Genomic DNA, 18,006 nt, shown 5'->3' with positions numbered 1-18,006 from the left:
CCCGCTCCGAACCAGGGTCACCCCATCACCGCGCGCCGGCGGCGTCAATCATCCCGACCGCGCTATCCAAAGCATTCCGCGCAAGTCAAGCCCGGGCACCGGTGATACTATCGTGACGCTCACGGTTCAGCTAGGGCTTCCCGGCTGTACCACCGCGAGCGCCTCTTGACCGAATAGCCCGGCGCGCCGCTTCGTCCAGGTCCGGCCGCCGCCAACGCTGCCCGCGAAGAGCGCATTTTTTTGTTGTAATAGTTTGCGGCCGGATTGCCCGCTGGACGGCGTTGGAGTCGATCTCGATACGGCCGTTGCTTAGAAAGCGATCGTACGGTGCAAGGGATGTCTATTGAACAAGTGTCGCTACAATCCTCAAGCTCGCCGAGAAAAAGCTGGCGTCGCGTCGATGGCCACAACCAGTTGCCGAAACTCTCCCTGCGTAAATTCGCCAACGGAATCGAAGTCGCAGACCCAACTGAGTCCACTGCCGCCTAGCCCGCTCCGGCACCAACATTTGGCGATAGCACTTTAACCCACGATAAGTCGCACCTTGGATCGAAAGACAAGTAATCGCAAGTCAGTTCTTCACCCGGTTGTACGTCACGGGCTGTGAAAATTCGGCAATGATCGTCTTGGTAGGTGTTTGGTTGACTGCTGTGATTCATGAAACGGGCGTTGTCAGCATTGTACTCTAGAACACCATCATCAACGTCGAGGTCTCTTGGATAGGCATGCTTGTCAAGTAAAGCTTGAAAGGTACGAGGTAAGGTTTCGTACTGTTCAGGTGTCACGGCAATGTCAACGATTGGGTTATGAATCCAAATTAATGTACCTTTAGGCAAAAAAGTAGCAGAGAAAAGTCCAATACCGCCAAACTGGTCTGGCTTCAAAATAGTTTCAACAATCAACACTGACATATCTCCCAAAGTCACTAACATCAGCAAGCTAACCAACCTAAGCCGTGCAATCTTCTGCAAAAATTGGTAGGGTCGTTTAATCGCGTCCCCCGTCACAATCTCGATTTTTCTTCGATCTCTGCATTCGTTTTCGGCAGCGGCTGCTACGGATCGGGATCTCGGCTGTCGCTCGAGGAGGAGATGCTGCAGGACTGGTGCCACGGTTCGCGTTCCGCGGTGGAGGTGCTGGAGAGGGCCTGCAAGAAAGTACCGGTAACGTGCCGCGTCGATCACGGCAGCGAATGGTGTCGCGCGATCTTGACGCGTGAGCATATGAGCGCTGCGTCACGCTGGGCTTCTCGCGGCCAGGCTGCCGACACGACAACGTGTTCATCGAGGCCTTCCGGGCCGAATGCTTCAATGCCAGCTGGTTCCTGTCCCTTGCGAATGACCGGGAGAAGCTGGAGCCTTAGCGCAGGTACCGAAGATCGGGCCCATGGGACGATCGGCAATCGACTGCCGATTTGCTGCACAACCACGCCGGCGCACCAGCCCGCTAACATGATCACGGCGCAAAACTCTAATTCTGGGTGGTCCAAAGTTCGCTCTCGCTGCAAAAGGCCCGAGACTCTAACCGCTGCGGGATGGGGGACAATTTCGCGGCGTATCCAAGAACGATACGGTGACGCATGACCGATCTGCCGCTGGCCGTTTGGGTCGTACAGCTCCGGTGATCGCCCACCGCTTCCGCCGCAACGCCGTTCTGTGCGGACGCCAGATCTCACTGAGCGTTTCGCCGGCGGAATGGGCGTCATCGGCGCGACGCACGGCGAGGCTGAGTCTATGGTCCAGCATCTCGGGCTGCGGCTTAGCGGTCGACGGACGGGAGCTTTGCAAAAGGGCTGGTGCTGCCAGTAAGCAAGGACAAGACTACGCGTTTTGTCCGACGCGCGAGCCGTTCGTAGGCCGATTGTCTGAAGGTGATCGGCAACTCACCAGCCGCGGCTGGGGCGCATGAACGAATGGCTATGTTCTCAGCGTCGAGACCCCAGAGCGGAGCTGAACGCAGGGTAGACGTTCATTTCCCGGAATCGAAGGATTAGCCTCAAGGGATCATAGCCAACAGTCAATCGAACCATCAATCAGTGCCTGCCTTACTTGCTCGGCCCGTTCCCTAGACAGCTTCTCGGCCAAGCTGTGATCCTTTAACAGCGCCGGCGCCTTGCGTTCTCGATCATAAACCATCCAGCCGGTGGTCCCCCTTCGAACGAGGAACCTGGACCGTTGCGGAGGTAATTCGTGGCTCAATAGTTCCTCCTACATTGACCTGTTACGAAATCGCGCCGAGTGTCCCAAGGAAAGACGACACTCGTGTCACGAAAATACGCGGCGCCCTTTATGATTGAGCCGGGACACTGAAATTCCCACGCAACAAATGCACTGCACGCCCTGTGCCACGGGTCGAAGCATCTTTCGATGCGGCGTTCGTCTATCCCACCGCCGCAGAACGGGCATGCAAACGCCTCCTGAAATTGATCACCTCGCCCGAGGCAATACGCGCCCATGCCCCCGGTCGGCGTAACCGGATCGGCCCTGAAGGCTTGCACTCTCAGCTAATGCAGAAGATCGTTGCTGTGATCGCCAGTTTAGGTCGGCAGGAAGTCCGCAACGCCTCGTCGGTTCGCGCAGGCGAGCCCTTGTCTACGACTTGTCTCAGCCTGCGATGTGAAGTCGTTCACACATGATGATCGCGCTATAACTTAGATGGAGGTAGTAGCTTCGGTCGAGCTATCGCCGAAAGTTGGTGATGGCGGGAATCGGAAAGGCGGCATATCGTGCGTGCTTGACGCCTTCACTTCTCCAGCGAACGAGCGATATGCCGTGTCCAAAGACAACATCATCAAGTTCCGCCAGGAATCGGGCCGATAACTCACAGAAGTTTTGCGCAGCGGGGCGCGTATCTTCTCGCGCTGGCGATCGAGGCCGAGGTTGCGAGGCGTGGTCGAGGGCGGGCTGACCCAGGCCGCCGCTGCAGATCGGTTCAACACGACAGCGAAAGCGGTGGCCAAATGGGACAAGCGGTTCCGCGCAGGAGGTGTGGATGATTTGCGCGACCGCTCGTCGCGACCTCATTCATCGCGGAGCCAGACCCCGCCAGCCACGCGTGTCGCCGTCGAGGTGTTGCGTTGGCAGAAGGCGAAAAGCTAAGGCCTAACTGTCTTAAGCCTCGAGGCGAGGGAGAAAGTGCCGTCCATCGTAACCATGCGGAAGGCCAGCAAAGTCATGCGAGCGACGCACACCAACGAGGTCCTTACGTGCCGAGACAATAAAGGCCCTCAATAGCCTTATAGTTCGCCCCGGAGCTTGGAATTACCGCTCTGAACTATGTGGGAATTCGAGCTGAAGAAGCTCTTGGCGCCTGGGTTGGTTGACCCTGATGGAATGCATCGGTGTCATCCCGTCATATTTCTGAAATTGCTGAGAACACATGCCCGATCACCTGCTAGTAAACAGGGAGGATGTCGATGACGAGATGTTTAAGCCATAGGCCAATTCATCTAAGGTTCAAGTCGGCCGAGAAGCAGTGGACAACCTTTATGTGAGGATCTCTGGGCCTGCGTGATGGCTGCTGCTTCTAAGGCCGGCGCTGTAGCTAGATATGCTTGGTCGTTGTTGGAGCGGATCTTCCAACGATAACTTGGTCGCGATCTTATAAGTCGGCCATTCGATTGGTTCCCCAACGAGGGCTAGTGTAGGTCTACCTCGCCGGCGCGACCGACTGCAAAGTGCATGACGAGCCCAAAATGCAGCGATCGAGGTTGAATATAACTGACCCGTCTTTCAGCTACTGCTGTCCACGGCTACGGATGTCTGGTGGAGGGGGATACAGCTGTATCGACGTTGAGTTTTGTCCTTTCCCCGGGGCCTGACTCTGACCAACGAAATTGTTAAACGTCTTGCGGGCGTCCTCGCAGGTTTGGCCTGTCGGACTCAATTCGCAAGACCGGATACCTCGGATCGTCGCGACTGCCTCCTCATCAGTCGGACACTCATTTTTGTCCGAGTCGCAAAAGCACCACGTGCGCAGCGTCATCGTGGATGCGACGTTGGAATTTGCGATCAATTTGTTTTGCGTCGCTACGCAGCCCTGAAAGTTCGAAAATTCCAACTGTGAGGTGCTTTGCAACGACCATATGTGCTTGCCTTCATATTCAGGGCGGCACTTGACGATTGTCGCTAGTTGTTTGACGTCGCTGTGAGAAAGGCATTCCTTTTCGGCCTTGTTCGTTACATTGGCTGCCGGAGTAGTGAATAACATCATGTACAAGATCCACTTCATGGCGGCCTTCCACCTGTTACTGTGTCTGCAGTCTGCGTATCGCCGTCTCAATACCCTGCAGGTCTTGACGGACCTCCGGTGCGACCACGAGCACTCGCGAAGTAACCCGCTTTGTATATTGCTGACTATTCGGAAGGGAGGTGATCTCGAGAGTTTCCTTATCGGCAATTGGAATCATGCTAATGTTCAATTGCTCGTCGAGTGAATAGCTACCACCAAAACTCGCAAGATCGGTTCCGCCAGGAAACGTGAAGGTATACGACCCGTTTGCCGACAATCGGATCGTGAATTCGCTGTTGTAATTTGGCTTGTCGGCCGAAAGCGAGGAGGCAATTAAAAGCGTTTCAGCTGACCGAAACAACCATCGGCCTACACCCAAGTGCTGAGCCAATACGTGGATTGACGGATAGTCGGGAGGACATACTAATGTCCTGTCCGTCATAAGTTTTCCCGAAACGAAGCTGTAGGTTATGCCACTACTCCGAATACTCTTGTCGTCAAGCTGAAAGCCGGGCCCGCTGAGGGCCCAAGTCGTAAAGCGCAAAGGATTGTTTAGGGTTCGTCGTGTCAGACCGCCGCCCGCATTGAGATCGAATTCCGCTCTTGGCAGGAGCGTGATACTGACCTGCCACTGCTTTGCTTTGAAACGCTTGAATTCTGGTGTTGCATCAATTGCGATAAACGCGTCGCGAAGCTCGCAGGCTGTTTGCGCGACTATCGCCCGGACGGGAAGGGCGAAGTCGGGTGGGATTTCAGGAATGACTGCGCAAGCGCCCAAACAGGCAACTACCAACGCAGCAAAAACGCCACGAAACGCGGTCAAGGCAATCCCCCCGTCACCTTACAGCTTTAAATAGCAGAACAGATGACGTTCCCTATGTCAACCGACCTGCGGTCGTAAGCCGACAGCGCTGATGGCAATCGAATTCAAGCCGAGGCAACAATACCGTTCATGACTTTTTTGGATGAGGTCAGTATCCGAGGGGCGAGCGAAATTTGCTGACCAATACAAGTGTTCGGACAAGAATGTCATTGCCGTCTTTCGCATGGACATAACCAGTTTCGGCAGCTCTGAGTCAAGCATTTGTCTGATCAACGATCTTGTCAGTCTTGAGCTCAATGCGTTTCTAGTGAAGGTGTGCAGGAACACAACCATTTTGGGCTCACCAGATCCCGGCGCCGAAATAACATGCGGCTATGCGTGGCTCGGATCATCCGTCGTGGACCCGGAACGGCCAGGCACGCCGCCTTCCCGTTCGAGGCAGCGTTCTCGGACTACAATCGTGCAATCCACGGCACGCAGGATACGGTCATGTTGGACCCGACCGGCGCCCATCGCGCCGATCGCGCGCTTCGCGCAGTCTCGTGAGATCGCAGCTTTGCTTTGTCCGGTCCTCTGACGTTGCCGCAAGGGAAAATGTTTGCTCTGGAGCCGCTGTTGAAGCCGTTGCTGCCGGACAAGCGTCATGATTGGACTTCCCAGGCAGCCACAATCGTCTTTCGGCAGTCGCCTTTCTGCGGCGCAAATCAACCGAAGCCCCGACGTTGAAACGAGGGGCGGGCCACCACAAAAGATTGGCGTACTGACGCGTTGAGGCGGCTCATGCTTACCGTAAGATCCCGCTTCGATCCGTCGTGGCCCACGGTAGAGTCGCACGCCCTGCCGGAGGAGTTCAGGCCTCAAGTCTTGCGTTCACCGAAAAGAGGCGAGTCGCGGTTGAGCACTTTTTGGTTTTAGAATTACGGAAGGCGCGCTAGCTTAGCTTATTGCCTGAGACTTGCATCTTTACGCCTTGCATCGTGATTTTGCTGGCTCGAGCAAGGTGCACATGAAGAGCATCCAGGCTTCGCGGGTTTACGAGAGTCATTGCCTGCATTTCCCTGCTCCTGCTCGCTGTGCTTATCGCCGATGTCAGCCACACCAAAATAATTGGCCGGGACGATGAGCCCGCCGTCACTTCTCTGATCGCGAAATCCGGTCCGACAAGTTGGCCAGCCCGTCGGTTTACTGCGTTCTGAATGATCTGGCGGCTTCAAAGCGATCTGTACTGCGGTCACCGTTTCTGATCGACACATCCAGACTGCATTTCGCTGTGCGGCGGGCGTACACAATGCGATGGCTGTTTTCGGCCAAAGGGAGTCGGAGTGTGTCAGCTTCCCTGTCCAGATACCCCCGGGGTCGAGATCAATGAAAACCTCGGTTATGCCATCCTCAAAGCCGAGGGGCGCATCCCGGAGATTCGGCGCCGCCAAGCTATTGTCATTCCGCCCAAGGTGACCGGTAACTCCAGCTCTTTGGTGTGGCCAATGATGTCGACATTGCGAGTCCAACGAAGGCCAAGAGCACTTTACGGTTGTAAGATATTCAAAGACCCCTTATTATAAGCAATTATTTCTGCAAGCCATTATTTCAAGTCGGCACTGCTGCTGTCGTTCGCGGCGCGAATGTCGGCAGAGTTGCGGATGCACGGTGCAATCACATGACACGTGTCATTCTGGAACTCATTGGTCGATTTGCCTTATCACTGCTTGTTGTGCTCGCTGCAAGCACTGCGCATGCCGCAACCGTGGGTGCTGATAACTCGGTGCCGGTGGCTTCTCTGGCGCCGAACGATCCAGTTCGGCAAGCCGCGCAACCGGTCGGACTGTTGCGTTCCGTGCTGCCGGATGGAACCGCGCAGATCTGCACGGCCATCATCATTTCCGATCGCCACATCCTGACTGCGGCGCATTGCGCCGTCGGTGCCGAAAATCTGACGGTCGTTTTCGGCCTGACAGAACAGGCCCGGAAGTCATTCCGCGTGCAAGGCTCTCCGTCCGAAATCGACAAGCAGCGGGGTTATGCCGTCTTCGACGTGGAAGGGACTCCCTCTCAAACATTCGGCACAGCGAAGCTGTTGCTTCGCATCCCACTCAAGGGCGAAAGTGCATTCTTTGTCGGCATGAATGAGAAAGCCGAGTTACGGACAGCCGCAAATTGTTCAGTGCTTGGCACCAATAGTCAGGGCACGATTCTCCACGATTGCGATACGGCGGGAGGCGGCAGTGGTGGATTGCTCTACTCGGTCAGGGACCTTGCCATTCTCGGTCTTCACAACGGGTCAGACGGTCGAACCAACCAAGCATCACCCATGTATCTGATCGCTTTGGCGAGTGATCTGATCCGTGAAAGCGCCGCTCGCGCCGAAGAAGCGGCCGCGCGTGAGGCCGCTGCGCGAGAGGCTGCTGCGCGTGAGGCCGCGGCGCGTGAGGCTGCTGCTCGTCAAGCTGCGGCTGCCCGCGAGATTGTGCCGGTCAAACCACCGGTGATCGATTTCCGAACGGTCGGCAACAAGCCAGATGAAATTGCCGCCGATTTCAAGCGCTTGTACGTCGCGCTCTTCAATGATGGACGACTTCCTTTGAAGCTCTATCAGACCAAAAGCTTCACCACAATTGAAGACGCATTTCGAAGGAACCGGCTGTTTTATGGATCTCCGTTTCCGGTTGAACTCGATAGTATTGCGTGTGATTTGAATCCGAAGATCTGCGAGCGTGGAAGGGTAGAACCTAGCCCAGAAGAACAAAGGTCGGGCGCGTACATCCGCGACGTCATACCGGATCTTAAGCGGCCCACCGGAAAATCTAGACCCTCGATCGGTACATGGCACGTCGAGCCCCCTGCTTCCCTGTTGCTTCCGAGTGTCCCGATTGAGGAGGAGCAGGGATGGGTCGTTTATCGCAAGCGCGCGGGCCAAAAGATTAGCGACATTGTGGTTCGTGAACTTGGTACGTGTGACCAGTACGACGATCAATGCAAGAACCGGATACTCGCAGGAAACCGCAATCAAGAGGAGAGGCTCAGGCAGGATTACTCGGGTGTGGTTTTGCTTCCGAAGATGTCCTACATAGCGCGAAGCATCGATATCTCGACCGCGTCGGAGAAAGGCTCCGGTCTTACGGTGGAAATAACGCCGCCCGCATCCTCGGAGCAGAGCGGTCCGCTCGTGTTGCGGACTGGAGAGGTACCCGGCAAGGCCTCGCAGTCAACTGAGCCGGAATATCGAATTCAGGCGCCCGGACAGGTCACTACCGCTCCAGGCCTTGAAGCGGTGTTCAAGTCGCTCGGTACGACGGCATCTGGCTCGGCGCGCCTCGCGCCGAACAGCACCGCTCTGGGGCCGGAATGGGACACACGTTGCAAGGGTATCGAGACCGATCCTTGCGAGCTGGACCCCTCAGAGCTTTCGAAATTTCAAAAGCGGGTTCTTGAAGGGCTGGCTTTTCCCTACAAGAGTCTTTCAGATTATCCGGTGGCCGTTCAGCAAAAGGGCGGGAGTATCGGGGTCGTCGACACGGATCTCGACCTGACGCATTGCGCGTTCGAGGAGCTAACGAAAGCAGGACGTCTAAAGCCGATCGAAACCGGATCTCTGACATCGACCCCCACCCCCACACCTGCACCGATAGCGGCGGTTCCGTCTTACGCGCCCTGCACTTGGTTGAAGCCATCCAAGCTGATTAGCAGTGGCACACATGGGACACATGTCGCGAGCCTGATGGTTGGCAAGGTCAGCGACAAACTTTGGGGCATCAATCCGTTCGCGACGCTTTATGCCGGGCAGATCAGCCAAACGGTCATCGGTCAGGAGGTGGAAGTATCGAGTCTGGAGTTGGCCAGCCTCTTGCGGAAGATGCTGAACGCCGCGCCAAAAGGTTTGGATGTCGTCAACATCAGCATGTTTTATCAAAAGGTACCAACGGATGTATCCGGTGGAACCAGCTCGGGTGGAGCGGACAGCCGTGGTCCGCACGGCGATCCGGTACTCGACGTGATCCGCGGCGATGCTTATGAAACCTTGTTCGTCATTGCCGCGGGCAACGCTGGGGAGGAGTTCACTGCGATCTGCGATATGAGGCCGGCCTGCCTTGATCTGCCGAACGTGATTTCGGTTGCAGCACTGGACCGCGGCACCGACGCAGCACTCCTTGCGCTCGCGGGTGTCGGGAGCAATTTCGGACGGCGGGTTCACGTCGCGGCGCCGGGAGCCGATATTCTGGGTTCGGTAAAGGGCAATTTTCTTGGACTTCTCAGCGGCACCTCGCAGGCCGCGCCGCAGGTCGCTGCAATCGCGTCGCTGCTGCGGGCTATGAGACCTAAAGCCGCTCCTGCGGATGTCAAGGAACGGCTTATCACCTGCTCAAAATCCGTACCGGCGCCTATAGGGACTGGCGATGAGGAGACGAACGCTATCTTCGGAGGTCGAGTCGATTCCTCTTGCGCTCTTATTCCTGAGGGCGATGGCCTGCTTCAGGACAAGAGCGGAAAACGGTACCGTGTCAAAAACGTAACAAATTCGGACGACGCCGATTTGGAATTCCGACCAGTTATTTCCGACTACGCATACAGTATTGTGATTCCGCCATGGCAGCTGAGAGGGCTGCGCGCGAATGCCAATCCACGCGAGCTCACTATCTTTCACAAACGATCACCGGAAAATAGCAGAGCGTCTCTGTCGAAGGATGCGCGAGTGTTCGCCAAATATGGGACGCTCAGATTGGATGTCATGGAAGAGCTCCCCGGTGGTGGTCTTGGAGCGTTGGAGCAGGGGCGCGCGTTTCCGGTCAAGGATATTGTTCGATACGTCGCTCCGATGGTGAAGCGGTAGTGTCGCTGAAGACGGCCTATTTGCAAGGGAGGACGTTCTTGACATGCGGACAGGCTGCGTCGCTGCCGTTTTGACGGTGATGCTTGGTTGTGAGGTCGTCGCCCAAACTGTCGAGCAAGGGCGCGCGCCGCTAATTGACGGCCAGTTACAAGACGTCAACCGAGAGCTTTCGTCGTTGGATCGTACGCCTGACGGCAGAATAGCCGTCATGCAAGGACGCGCAACGGCCAGGACCATCAAGCTTCGCCTGGAACATATTCTCGGATCGAATGCTCCATCCGACGTTGCCGTGGTCGTTCGTGACGCCGCCAACAACGAAGTGGTCCGATACACGGCCGAGAAACTGGCTGAGGAACGCTATGTGTGGACGCCAGAAATCAAGGGAAGGTCGGCATTGGTCGAAGTGACGGAATCGACTACGGCCGGAGCCGAATTCCGCGTCCTGATTGCTGCTATTGCATCTCACGTTCCGCCATCAAAACCGACGCTCAATATTGTCAGGGACTTCGACCTGGAAAATATCGAGTACATCCGCGCAAATCAGCCCGAAATTTTTGTTGCTAGTCGTCCTGTAGCAAAGATCTCGTTTGTGAGCAGCAAGGGCCCCGCAGCTTGTACAGGGTTTATGGTGAGCGACGATCGGATGCTCACCAACTATCACTGCATCGGTTCCGATGCGATTTGCAAGTCAGCGGACATAATCTTCGGCTTCAACAAATCCGACTCTCCGCTCGGGGACGAGATGCAGAAATGCCTGCGACTCGTCGACAAGGACGAAGACCTTGACGCGGCCCTGATAGAGGTTGCCGGTTCGCCCGGCAAACGATGGGGCTCTCTTGCGCTCAGCGATGCCATTCCAATTCTCAAAGAGCCGGCTGTCGTGGTCCAGCACCCCGCAGGCTTTCCAAAATTTGTTTCACGCATAGACTGCGTTGTATCCACAATGCCGGCAGAGGGAGTGAAGGTGGGCGAGGAAAGCGACTTCGGTCACTCGTGCGACACCATGGATGGCAGCTCCGGATCTCCGGTGCTCAGGCGGGCTGATCTCAAGGTGATGGGTCTCCATCACTGGGGGTTTGTCGATCACGGGGGAAAGTGGAGTGCGGAGAACAGGGCGGTGCAAATACACTTCGTCAAGAAAAGATTTGGTCTTTAATTTGGCTTGAATCGACCCGCCCGGGAACCGATTTGCGGCGAATTTTTCAGCGGGTCGACGTGACGAAGAGAAGCGGTACGCTCGCCAAGAGAGTCGCACTTTGGAGAGACAATGTGAAGCGAAGCATGCGTGTGAAGAGTTTCATTGTTTTGGCAGCGGCCAAGCTCTTGGCAGGACTTGCATCGCCTGCGCTCGCGCAACCGTCGACGGACCTCGCTCCGTTGGTCATTCTCGTCCGGCACGCGGAAAAAGCCTGCACGAACTCAGACGATCCACCATTGTCACAAGCTGGTAAGAAACGCGCAGAGGCTCTTGCGGCTGCGCTCGCCAGCGCCGGGGTGAGGCACGTGATCACGACGGATTTTCGGCGTACGAGCGAAACCTCGGGACCTTTGGCGCAGGCGCTTGCGGTTCAACCCGTTGTCATAAATTTGAAGAACGGTCCGATCGATTTGCCTGGTCACATCCGGAGGGTTGTGGATGCCGCCCGCGCATCGAACGATGGTGCTGTGCTCATTGTGGAGCATACTGTCACAATTCCGGGTATTATTACCGGTCTAGGCGGACCTGAGATAGGAGAGATTTCGGAGTCCGAGTATTCCAACCTGTTTGTCCTTGTTGGAGGCTCCAAGGTACGGGTGGTTCGGTCTCACTACGGAGCGCCCGATCACAACTCGCAGCCGGACTGCAATTGAGCACTGCTTTGTCGTCGGACGGGCGGCATATTTAGCACCCATTTGCGTCTGGACTCGGACGAAGTGAGCGTTTCTTTGTGGGCTTGCCGTGCGTGGTGCGCTGCGTGGGCAACATGCGCCGAGAGCGCGCTGGCAGAACCTTAGTATTGTGATAGGATCATTAAGGTTGTTGTTGGCTAGTTTTACGACTTGATTTTAGAGGAGCACACCATGGTTGTTGGATGGTCTTTTTCACCAGTATTGCCCCAACGAGCTCGCCGGCCGCTAACCGGGACGATCTTGGGGTTGGCCGTTTCGGTGATTGCTAGTTCCAATGCTCTTGCGCAGGACAGCAAGCCGCCGTTCAGCCCCGACGAAGGCAAGCTCTTTTTGCGCAGTGCCGCCGAAAAGGCGAGAGTGAAGCAGAAGGAGGCCGCCAAGACGTTTGAGGAATTCAAAAAATCGGTCACCAAAGAGCCGTTTCAAAATGGGAAGTATATTGTGAACGGGGACACGCCCATTTCCACCGACAAAGGGCTCGAAGAGTTCTACAAGCAGAACGTAGAGGCCCCAGGACATGCGACCACTGAGTTTGCCGTCATGACCATACTGGGAGTAGACGTCATTTGGAAATCGGTAGATAAGAAAGCACTCACATACTGCGTGAACAACGCTGCGGCGGATTCTGGCGGATTCGGAAACCGCTATAATACAGTTGTGAGCGCCATGGCCGATGCGACGCGAGCTTGGGAAGCAGTTGCCGACATCAAGTATGTGCACGTAAATGCAGAGGATTCAAACTGTACGCCGGCCAACTCAAACGTCAAATTTGATGTCAGGCCGGTCAATCTCAACCAATATTTGGCGCGCGCGTTTTTTCCGAACGAAGACCGCGTGACGAGCAATGTCCTCATTGATAACTCAGCATTCGAGCTTCCGGCTGGGGGAAAGCTCTCGCTAACGGGCATTCTCCGGCATGAGCTCGGACATACGTTGGGCGCACGGCACGAACAAACCCGACCAGAGTCGGGAACTTGTTTTGAGGACAACGATTGGAGAGGTGTGACTGACTATGATGCCTTCTCGGTCATGCATTATCCTCAGTGTAACGGAAAGGGCGATTGGTCGCTAACATTGACAGCCCAGGACAAGAATGGAATCGCCTGCCTGTACGGGCCGGCACCCGGATTCACGATAGACACGACTATCTGCAAACCCAAGCAGTAATCCAGGGACCTGTCGAATGATGCCGTTAGCAGCCTTGGTCAAAGCTTGGGCTGCTGGCGCTAAGGTTTACCCAAGGTACCACTATGAAAACGGCGTCTTTGCTGCTCTCGGGACTTGTTGGTTTATCGTTCCCCTGGCAACTCGGCCACGCTTACAAGACGATTGAGACTGCACAACTGCACAAGACGCTGGATCTGACTGGACCTCCGGGGCAGGCGGCCAATCGCGCCGCGAACATTGCGGTTATCGACGACGGATGGATTATGCGCACGGCTGGATCTATTGACGCGGGTCGTGACACCGGTCCGCCGGACGCCGTTCTCGAGCTTCAGAGCTTTGCCTTTTACGCGCTCTCTCGGGGCAAAGGCCTGTCCGAGAGGGGACGGCAGGTGCTCGAAGATTTTCGTGAACTCCTGCGTGGGATGAAGGCCGAAGGTCAGGTGGTCGAGGTTTCGGACTCGAGAATCGGGCTCGAGGGCGAAACGAGGATATGCGCCAAGTTCGCGAGTTCAGAGTCGACCGGGAAAGCGTGGATGCAAATGCAGCGCCTTTCAGCCGGTGTGGACCTCGTGCAGCTCAAGCCAGAGAAGTGCTGAATATCACCTCAACTGTCACGCAGATGTAGATTTGGCTGTGGAGGCCGGAATTCCGTTCCTTGCAGGTGCGTGGCTCAGCAAGAGCGTTGCTGTCGGGACGGGCCGGCGTTAATTTGTCCGGATGGCGAAAGCCGATCTAGGCTTCCGCAATAGTGACTTTCGCTGGCGTCATCATTTCGACGGGCGGACACTGCCCCGCCGTGGAACGTCAAGAAATGGGCGGGAGCCGTTGGATAGCAGGGCTACAGCGATAGCGTCGCCACACGGGGAAAGGTCTTGACGCGAATGTCGGAAGTTTGACGTTCGTACGAACAGACAGCGAGACAAGCTTTTTGCTGGCGGATTGATCGGGGCACAAAGCTCATCAGTTGGGTTGGGGCCATGTATTCGCATGCGATTATGAAATGATAAGTAAACCAGGTTCTTCCAGGTCTCGGTCGTCCGTCCTTTGAGGAGAGACCAGATAGTGGACCGATTATTTCCAAGATGGACAGCGCTTCGTATACGCCTGCAGTAGCTGAGACCCGCGGGTAGCGATTCTTAATTGGGTCTGCACCTGACAACAGGCAGACAGTTACCGGCCGACCTAAGGACAAGGGTTGGTTTGAGAATATCCAGGGATCGACATCGAGATATCAGTATAAGGGAAGGCTGACCGTCAAGGCTTGCGCGACTTGCCATCCGGTCTCTTAACCTCAGCTATCAGGAAGAGCATCGCTGCGGCGCGCTGCTTTTGGTCGTCGGTGATCTTGAATTTGGCAGCTTGCTTGATCGAATTCCGGCGCTATTCTAGGCTGAACAATCGCGGCCGAATGATAGCGGTAGAAGGCGACTTGCCTGCAGAAGCCTGCGGCACCGATCGCCGGCTGTGCCAATATCTTGCCGAGACAGGCATTGTTGCCGGGCGGCGTTGGCAGGAGGCCCGCAACTTTAAATAGGCCGTGCGAGAATCTCGCGATATTCTCGATCTACGTTTGGTGTCTTTTCAACTTTGTGACATTTGCGCATCGTTCGACTGAAGACGGCCATGGACTCTATTTTAGATCTCTTCAGGGCGGAAAATGAGCTCTCGATCTGCTATATTCTGGATCTTTATTGCGTCACTGATGTTGCCGGCTACCGCATCGCCGCTTAGTCCGTACGCCGTCCAGATATTGCCAGGCTTGGAAGGGGACGCATCTTCCATCGACGTCTTTGATGGAGGTGATCATCTCATCGTCCAAGCGAGGCTTATCAACACCGGCGAAGGTTTTTTTGCGGTGGCGCTCGTGCCGACTTTTCCAACAGCCTGGTCCAACGACGGCACGACCTATACGATGCAGGAAGCAAGTGGCATCACTATGTGTCCAGTCGACAGTCCGACCATGGCGCATGCCTGCATTGGCGATCCGTTCACGCAGAGCGTGACGATTGGCCCGGGCGCATACACGGCTCTCGCACCCGGCAGAATTGCGGCCATGAATTTCCTTATGAAAAGAGAGCGTGGTGCAGGCCGCGGTACCGACGCTGTATTTTCGGCGCGTTTCGCCATACGGATGTTTTCTGATTTGGATGAAGACGCAGCGCGCGGCGATAGTGAGAGCTTCAAACGGACACGCATCCAAAGTGTGCAATTTAAGAAGGCGGCAATCGTCGATATGGCTGTCGTTCGCGACAAGCTAACGAAATGATGTGCGGAGTGTTCGCAGCCAGAGTTAACCGTTGCTCGAAAGCGCATGTTTTCCTGAAATCATTTGTGCCTGATCTGCATCTCTCCCGAGTAAATTGCCGGCTCATTTGCTCGCGGTTCGTGCCTAACTTGTCCCCGGTGTAGCGGATCGAAGTGCGTTAGAAATGTTAACACCCTCTGCGCTATCGTTTCGCGCTAGTATTTAATTTCGTCAGTTGGAGCCGTAGAAATGCAAATGCTCAGCCGCCGTAGTCTGGTCCAAACTTTTCTCGCGGTTGGTAGTGTAACGCTTGCGGGAGTACGATCTGCAAGCGCTCAGCGTTTCGATTGGCTTGCAAGATTGCTTGTTGGCGCCTCAGGAGCGCCACCTGTCGATTTGACTTTTATTCCTTCAGTTCGGGGCGCGGAATCTATCGTCCCTGAAGTCGCGAAGCCTATTGAAGCGGACGCATGCTACATTGAACTCTACTTGGAATCGATCCGGCTGGCGAAAGCCAGGCGGTTCGCAACTCGCTTTCATGGAATTGCCTATTCATTTGTAACGCTGGCCCGCGAAGGAGATGCGCGCGCGCAACTCGCCGCTATCTCAAAGCCCGATAAGCTCGCTGAACTCGACCGCGGTGCGATAGACAAAGTAATCGTGGTTTCTAAGCAGATGATGGGGCCAACCGCTTATCGTGGCGGTCCTGTCCTCCTCCAATTCGGTCTATTTTCAGTGAAGAGCGGCAATCTGTTGAGCCCGGTACTCGACTACGTTACTCGCGTATCCTCGGCTGCTGGGAATAGCTACGTCGGAGCAATCAAACCATTTTTGCCGCTTATTGCCGAAGGGATGGACCTGATTGCTGGCCAGCGCGAAGATACAGCCTTAGAAGTTGGCGTCGACACTGCAATAGATCTTAAAACCGGAAGCGTCTCGGCAATTGTTGATCTTCCGCGCGGATCGTTCAACATCGACAAATTGACCTTGGATAAAGATCGGAAGCTTCTCCTAGATGGTAAACCAATAGACGCCGGCTATGCGGTCTTTTCCTTTCGACCTTCGGCCGAGAAATCTGACTACGGGGAAATACCAGAGCTGAGAGATCGATATGCAGCCATTCAATCCGCGCTAAGAGCTGGAAAACTGAAGGATGCACAAGATGCGTTAGCTGCTTTTAGACTTGCGGCTATTGCATCTCCGGATCTGATTCCGGCCGATGCAAGCAAATTAGTCGAAAAGGCAACCCAAAAGGTAAGAAAGGCATTTCCGCCGGGCGGGGTGGGGGACGTCAGTGGTCCGCGGCCCAAGGCTGAGAGCTTGTCAGAGATCCAGCTATATGAATGAAACCAAGTTTTGGATGCCGACAGGACTAGGATCTCCATGTGCGAAGCCGATTTGCTCCAGAGGCTAATGAGACCCGTAACTCTATCGACGCTGGCGGGGGCCGTCTTAGCTTGCTCTGTGTTCGGCTCCGTCGCTGCTGTCTTCGCTCAAATGCGAAACGAGGAGTTTTCAGACCGCGCGTTACGGATAGAAGCCGGTCTAACCAAAAGACTGCCTGGGCGCTGGTCTGCTGTGAAGGACGAGCAGGATGTCAACATCATCAGCGGGGACCCGTATCCGCGCCGCGACAAAAGCAGTTTTGTTCCGGCTCTAGGACAGCTTGTATGGGAGTTGCCGCAAACCGTGGCGAGCCAGGTTACGTTTTCTGCCCGAGTTTATCAAACCGAACACAACGTGCGCGTCGGGTACGTTCGGCTTCCGCGCTTTGATTATCATCCCGAAGCTGCAAGAAAATTCGCGGAGGTGATAGCGATTTTTGAAAGAGAAACGCAGGCGTTGGTGGTCGATGAAGTAAACAATCCTGGCGGAAGCATGTTTCAAATGTATGCGCTGCTTTCCTATCTCACGGATAAGCCGCTTACAGTGCCTAAGCACCAGTTCAGATTTCAGCAGGATGACGTGGATGTTGCTTCGGAAGTGGTCGATCGTGTGAATGCGAACAGTTTAACATCTGAAGATACACCTGAATCGGTCGCATACGCGCGCTTCGTACTCTCCGAGGTAAGGGAAGGGCGTGGACTTGGGACGAAGAACACGAGGCCGGGTTTCGTTGGAGGCATCACTGAGATTGCGCCAGCGCCAAATCACTACACGAAAAAGGTAGTGGTTACTGTCAATGAAAATTCCTTCTCCGCCGCCGAATTTCTCGCAGCAATTATGCAAGATAACCATCAAGCTATCATTTTTGGTCAGCGAACTGGAGGAGCCGGAGGGCTAGTGCGCTCCGTTGAACTTTCGCCTGATTTCAAGAAAGCCGGCATTTCAGATTTCAAATTAACTTGGACACTTGCCTGGCGCAGCAGCGGATCTCCGATTGAAGATCTTGGTGTGACGCCAGACATATTCTACAACATCACCGTCGACGACCTTCGTTCTGGTTACATAGGTTATCGTGAGGCGTTGCTCGCGACTGCTGTCAGGCAGTAGATCAGTCGGCTTCTTCAGCGGTTTTGGAGTCTAATCCTTTCGTTGCAAACCGCGACTAAACTCCTTGCCAGGGCAGAACTGGCCTCGATCCGCCGTCGAGTCAGTTTGACAGTCGCTCAATGAGTTCTCGCCTCTAATGAGCGGCTCCGGCGGAGCATCTCCGACCTGTGAGTGGCCGACGATTACGACTCAATGGCGAGATCAAGCGTGAGCGTCACGATAGTATCACCGGTGCCCGGGCTTGACTTGCGCGGAATGCTTTGGATAGCGCGGTCGGGATGATTGACGCCGCCGGCGCGCGGTGATGGGGTGACCCTGGTTCGGAGCGGGTAA

Annotated in this window: 11 protein-coding genes and 2 pseudogenes; 10 read left to right on the top strand and 3 right to left on the bottom strand. The window is 55.4% G+C overall.

The genetic code is table 11. From position 1 onward, the window contains the following. Positions 1 to 195 precede the first annotated feature (195 nt). Both EAV90_RS39940 and EAV90_RS37360 read right to left on the bottom strand, forming a co-directional pair. Positions 196 to 325 (bottom strand): annotated as a pseudogene (locus tag EAV90_RS39940) (IS66 family transposase); the annotation flags it as partial. Positions 326 to 485: 160 nt separating this feature from the next. Next, positions 486 to 911, bottom strand: coding sequence for an SET domain-containing protein (locus tag EAV90_RS37360; RefSeq protein ID WP_245509716.1), 426 nt, complete (start codon positions 909 to 911; stop codon positions 486 to 488). A gap of 216 nt (positions 912 to 1,127) precedes the next feature. Here EAV90_RS37360 and EAV90_RS41920 point away from each other — a divergent pair. After that, positions 1,128 to 1,415 (top strand): annotated as a pseudogene (locus EAV90_RS41920) (IS3 family transposase); the annotation flags it as partial. A gap of 1,473 nt (positions 1,416 to 2,888) precedes the next feature. Continuing rightward, on the top strand, positions 2,889 to 3,098 hold the full coding sequence (locus tag EAV90_RS37350) for a helix-turn-helix domain-containing protein (RefSeq protein ID WP_245509715.1): 210 nt from the start codon (positions 2,889 to 2,891) through the stop codon (positions 3,096 to 3,098). A 1,148-nt stretch (positions 3,099 to 4,246) separates the two neighbouring features. Here the strand turns inward: EAV90_RS37350 and EAV90_RS37345 are convergent. Further along, complete coding sequence (locus EAV90_RS37345) at positions 4,247 to 5,053, bottom strand: hypothetical protein (RefSeq protein ID WP_129146278.1); 807 nt, start codon at positions 5,051 to 5,053, stop codon at positions 4,247 to 4,249. A gap of 1,657 nt (positions 5,054 to 6,710) precedes the next feature. Here EAV90_RS37345 and EAV90_RS37340 point away from each other — a divergent pair. The 8 genes from EAV90_RS37340 to EAV90_RS37305 all read left to right on the top strand — a co-directional run bounded on the left by EAV90_RS37340 (position 6,711) and on the right by EAV90_RS37305 (position 17,673). Then, positions 6,711 to 9,878 (top strand): S8 family serine peptidase, encoded by a 3,168-nt coding sequence (locus EAV90_RS37340; protein WP_129146277.1) that lies wholly within the window; start codon positions 6,711 to 6,713, stop codon positions 9,876 to 9,878. Between the two features lie 43 nt (positions 9,879 to 9,921). Continuing rightward, positions 9,922 to 11,034, top strand: a complete 1,113-nt coding sequence (locus EAV90_RS37335) for a trypsin-like serine peptidase (RefSeq protein ID WP_129146276.1) — start codon at positions 9,922 to 9,924, stop codon at positions 11,032 to 11,034. A gap of 125 nt (positions 11,035 to 11,159) precedes the next feature. Then, the gene (locus EAV90_RS37330; RefSeq protein WP_129146275.1) at positions 11,160 to 11,729 is read left to right on the top strand and encodes a histidine phosphatase family protein; all 570 of its coding nucleotides are present in this window, start codon (positions 11,160 to 11,162) and stop codon (positions 11,727 to 11,729) included. A gap of 210 nt (positions 11,730 to 11,939) precedes the next feature. Next, positions 11,940 to 12,935, top strand: a complete 996-nt coding sequence (locus tag EAV90_RS37325; RefSeq protein ID WP_129146274.1) for a matrixin family metalloprotease — start codon at positions 11,940 to 11,942, stop codon at positions 12,933 to 12,935. A gap of 83 nt (positions 12,936 to 13,018) precedes the next feature. Beyond that, a complete protein-coding gene (locus EAV90_RS37320) occupies positions 13,019 to 13,531 on the top strand; it encodes a hypothetical protein (RefSeq protein ID WP_129146273.1) in 513 nt (170 codons plus the stop codon). A gap of 1,163 nt (positions 13,532 to 14,694) precedes the next feature. After that, positions 14,695 to 15,201, top strand: coding sequence for a hypothetical protein (locus EAV90_RS37315; protein ID WP_129146272.1), 507 nt, complete (start codon positions 14,695 to 14,697; stop codon positions 15,199 to 15,201). Between the two features lie 228 nt (positions 15,202 to 15,429). After that, on the top strand, positions 15,430 to 16,527 hold the full coding sequence (locus EAV90_RS37310) for a hypothetical protein (RefSeq protein ID WP_129146271.1): 1,098 nt from the start codon (positions 15,430 to 15,432) through the stop codon (positions 16,525 to 16,527). Between the two features lie 36 nt (positions 16,528 to 16,563). Continuing rightward, positions 16,564 to 17,673, top strand: coding sequence for a protease-like activity factor CPAF (locus EAV90_RS37305; protein WP_129146270.1), 1,110 nt, complete (start codon positions 16,564 to 16,566; stop codon positions 17,671 to 17,673). Positions 17,674 to 18,006 lie beyond the last annotated feature (333 nt).

This window comes from Bradyrhizobium vignae, from assembly GCF_004114425.1.
Lineage (GTDB): Bacteria > Pseudomonadota > Alphaproteobacteria > Rhizobiales > Xanthobacteraceae > Bradyrhizobium > Bradyrhizobium vignae.
This window is presented reverse-complemented; position numbering and strand designations above follow the sequence as displayed.

Bases quoted from the DNA above. Each gene is read 5' to 3' on its own strand.
- EAV90_RS37360 (WP_245509716.1), bottom strand. From the start codon at position 911: ATGTCAGTGTTGATTGTTGAAACTATTTTGAAGCCAGACCAGTTTGGC.
- EAV90_RS37340 (WP_129146277.1), top strand. From the start codon at position 6,711: ATGACACGTGTCATTCTGGAACTCATTGGTCGATTTGCCTTATCACTG.
- EAV90_RS37335 (WP_129146276.1), top strand. From the start codon at position 9,922: ATGCGGACAGGCTGCGTCGCTGCCGTTTTGACGGTGATGCTTGGTTGT.
- EAV90_RS37330 (WP_129146275.1), top strand. From the start codon at position 11,160: ATGCGTGTGAAGAGTTTCATTGTTTTGGCAGCGGCCAAGCTCTTGGCA.
- EAV90_RS37325 (WP_129146274.1), top strand. From the start codon at position 11,940: ATGGTTGTTGGATGGTCTTTTTCACCAGTATTGCCCCAACGAGCTCGC.
- EAV90_RS37320 (WP_129146273.1), top strand. From the start codon at position 13,019: ATGAAAACGGCGTCTTTGCTGCTCTCGGGACTTGTTGGTTTATCGTTC.
- EAV90_RS37310 (WP_129146271.1), top strand. From the start codon at position 15,430: ATGCAAATGCTCAGCCGCCGTAGTCTGGTCCAAACTTTTCTCGCGGTT.
- EAV90_RS37305 (WP_129146270.1), top strand. From the start codon at position 16,564: ATGTGCGAAGCCGATTTGCTCCAGAGGCTAATGAGACCCGTAACTCTA.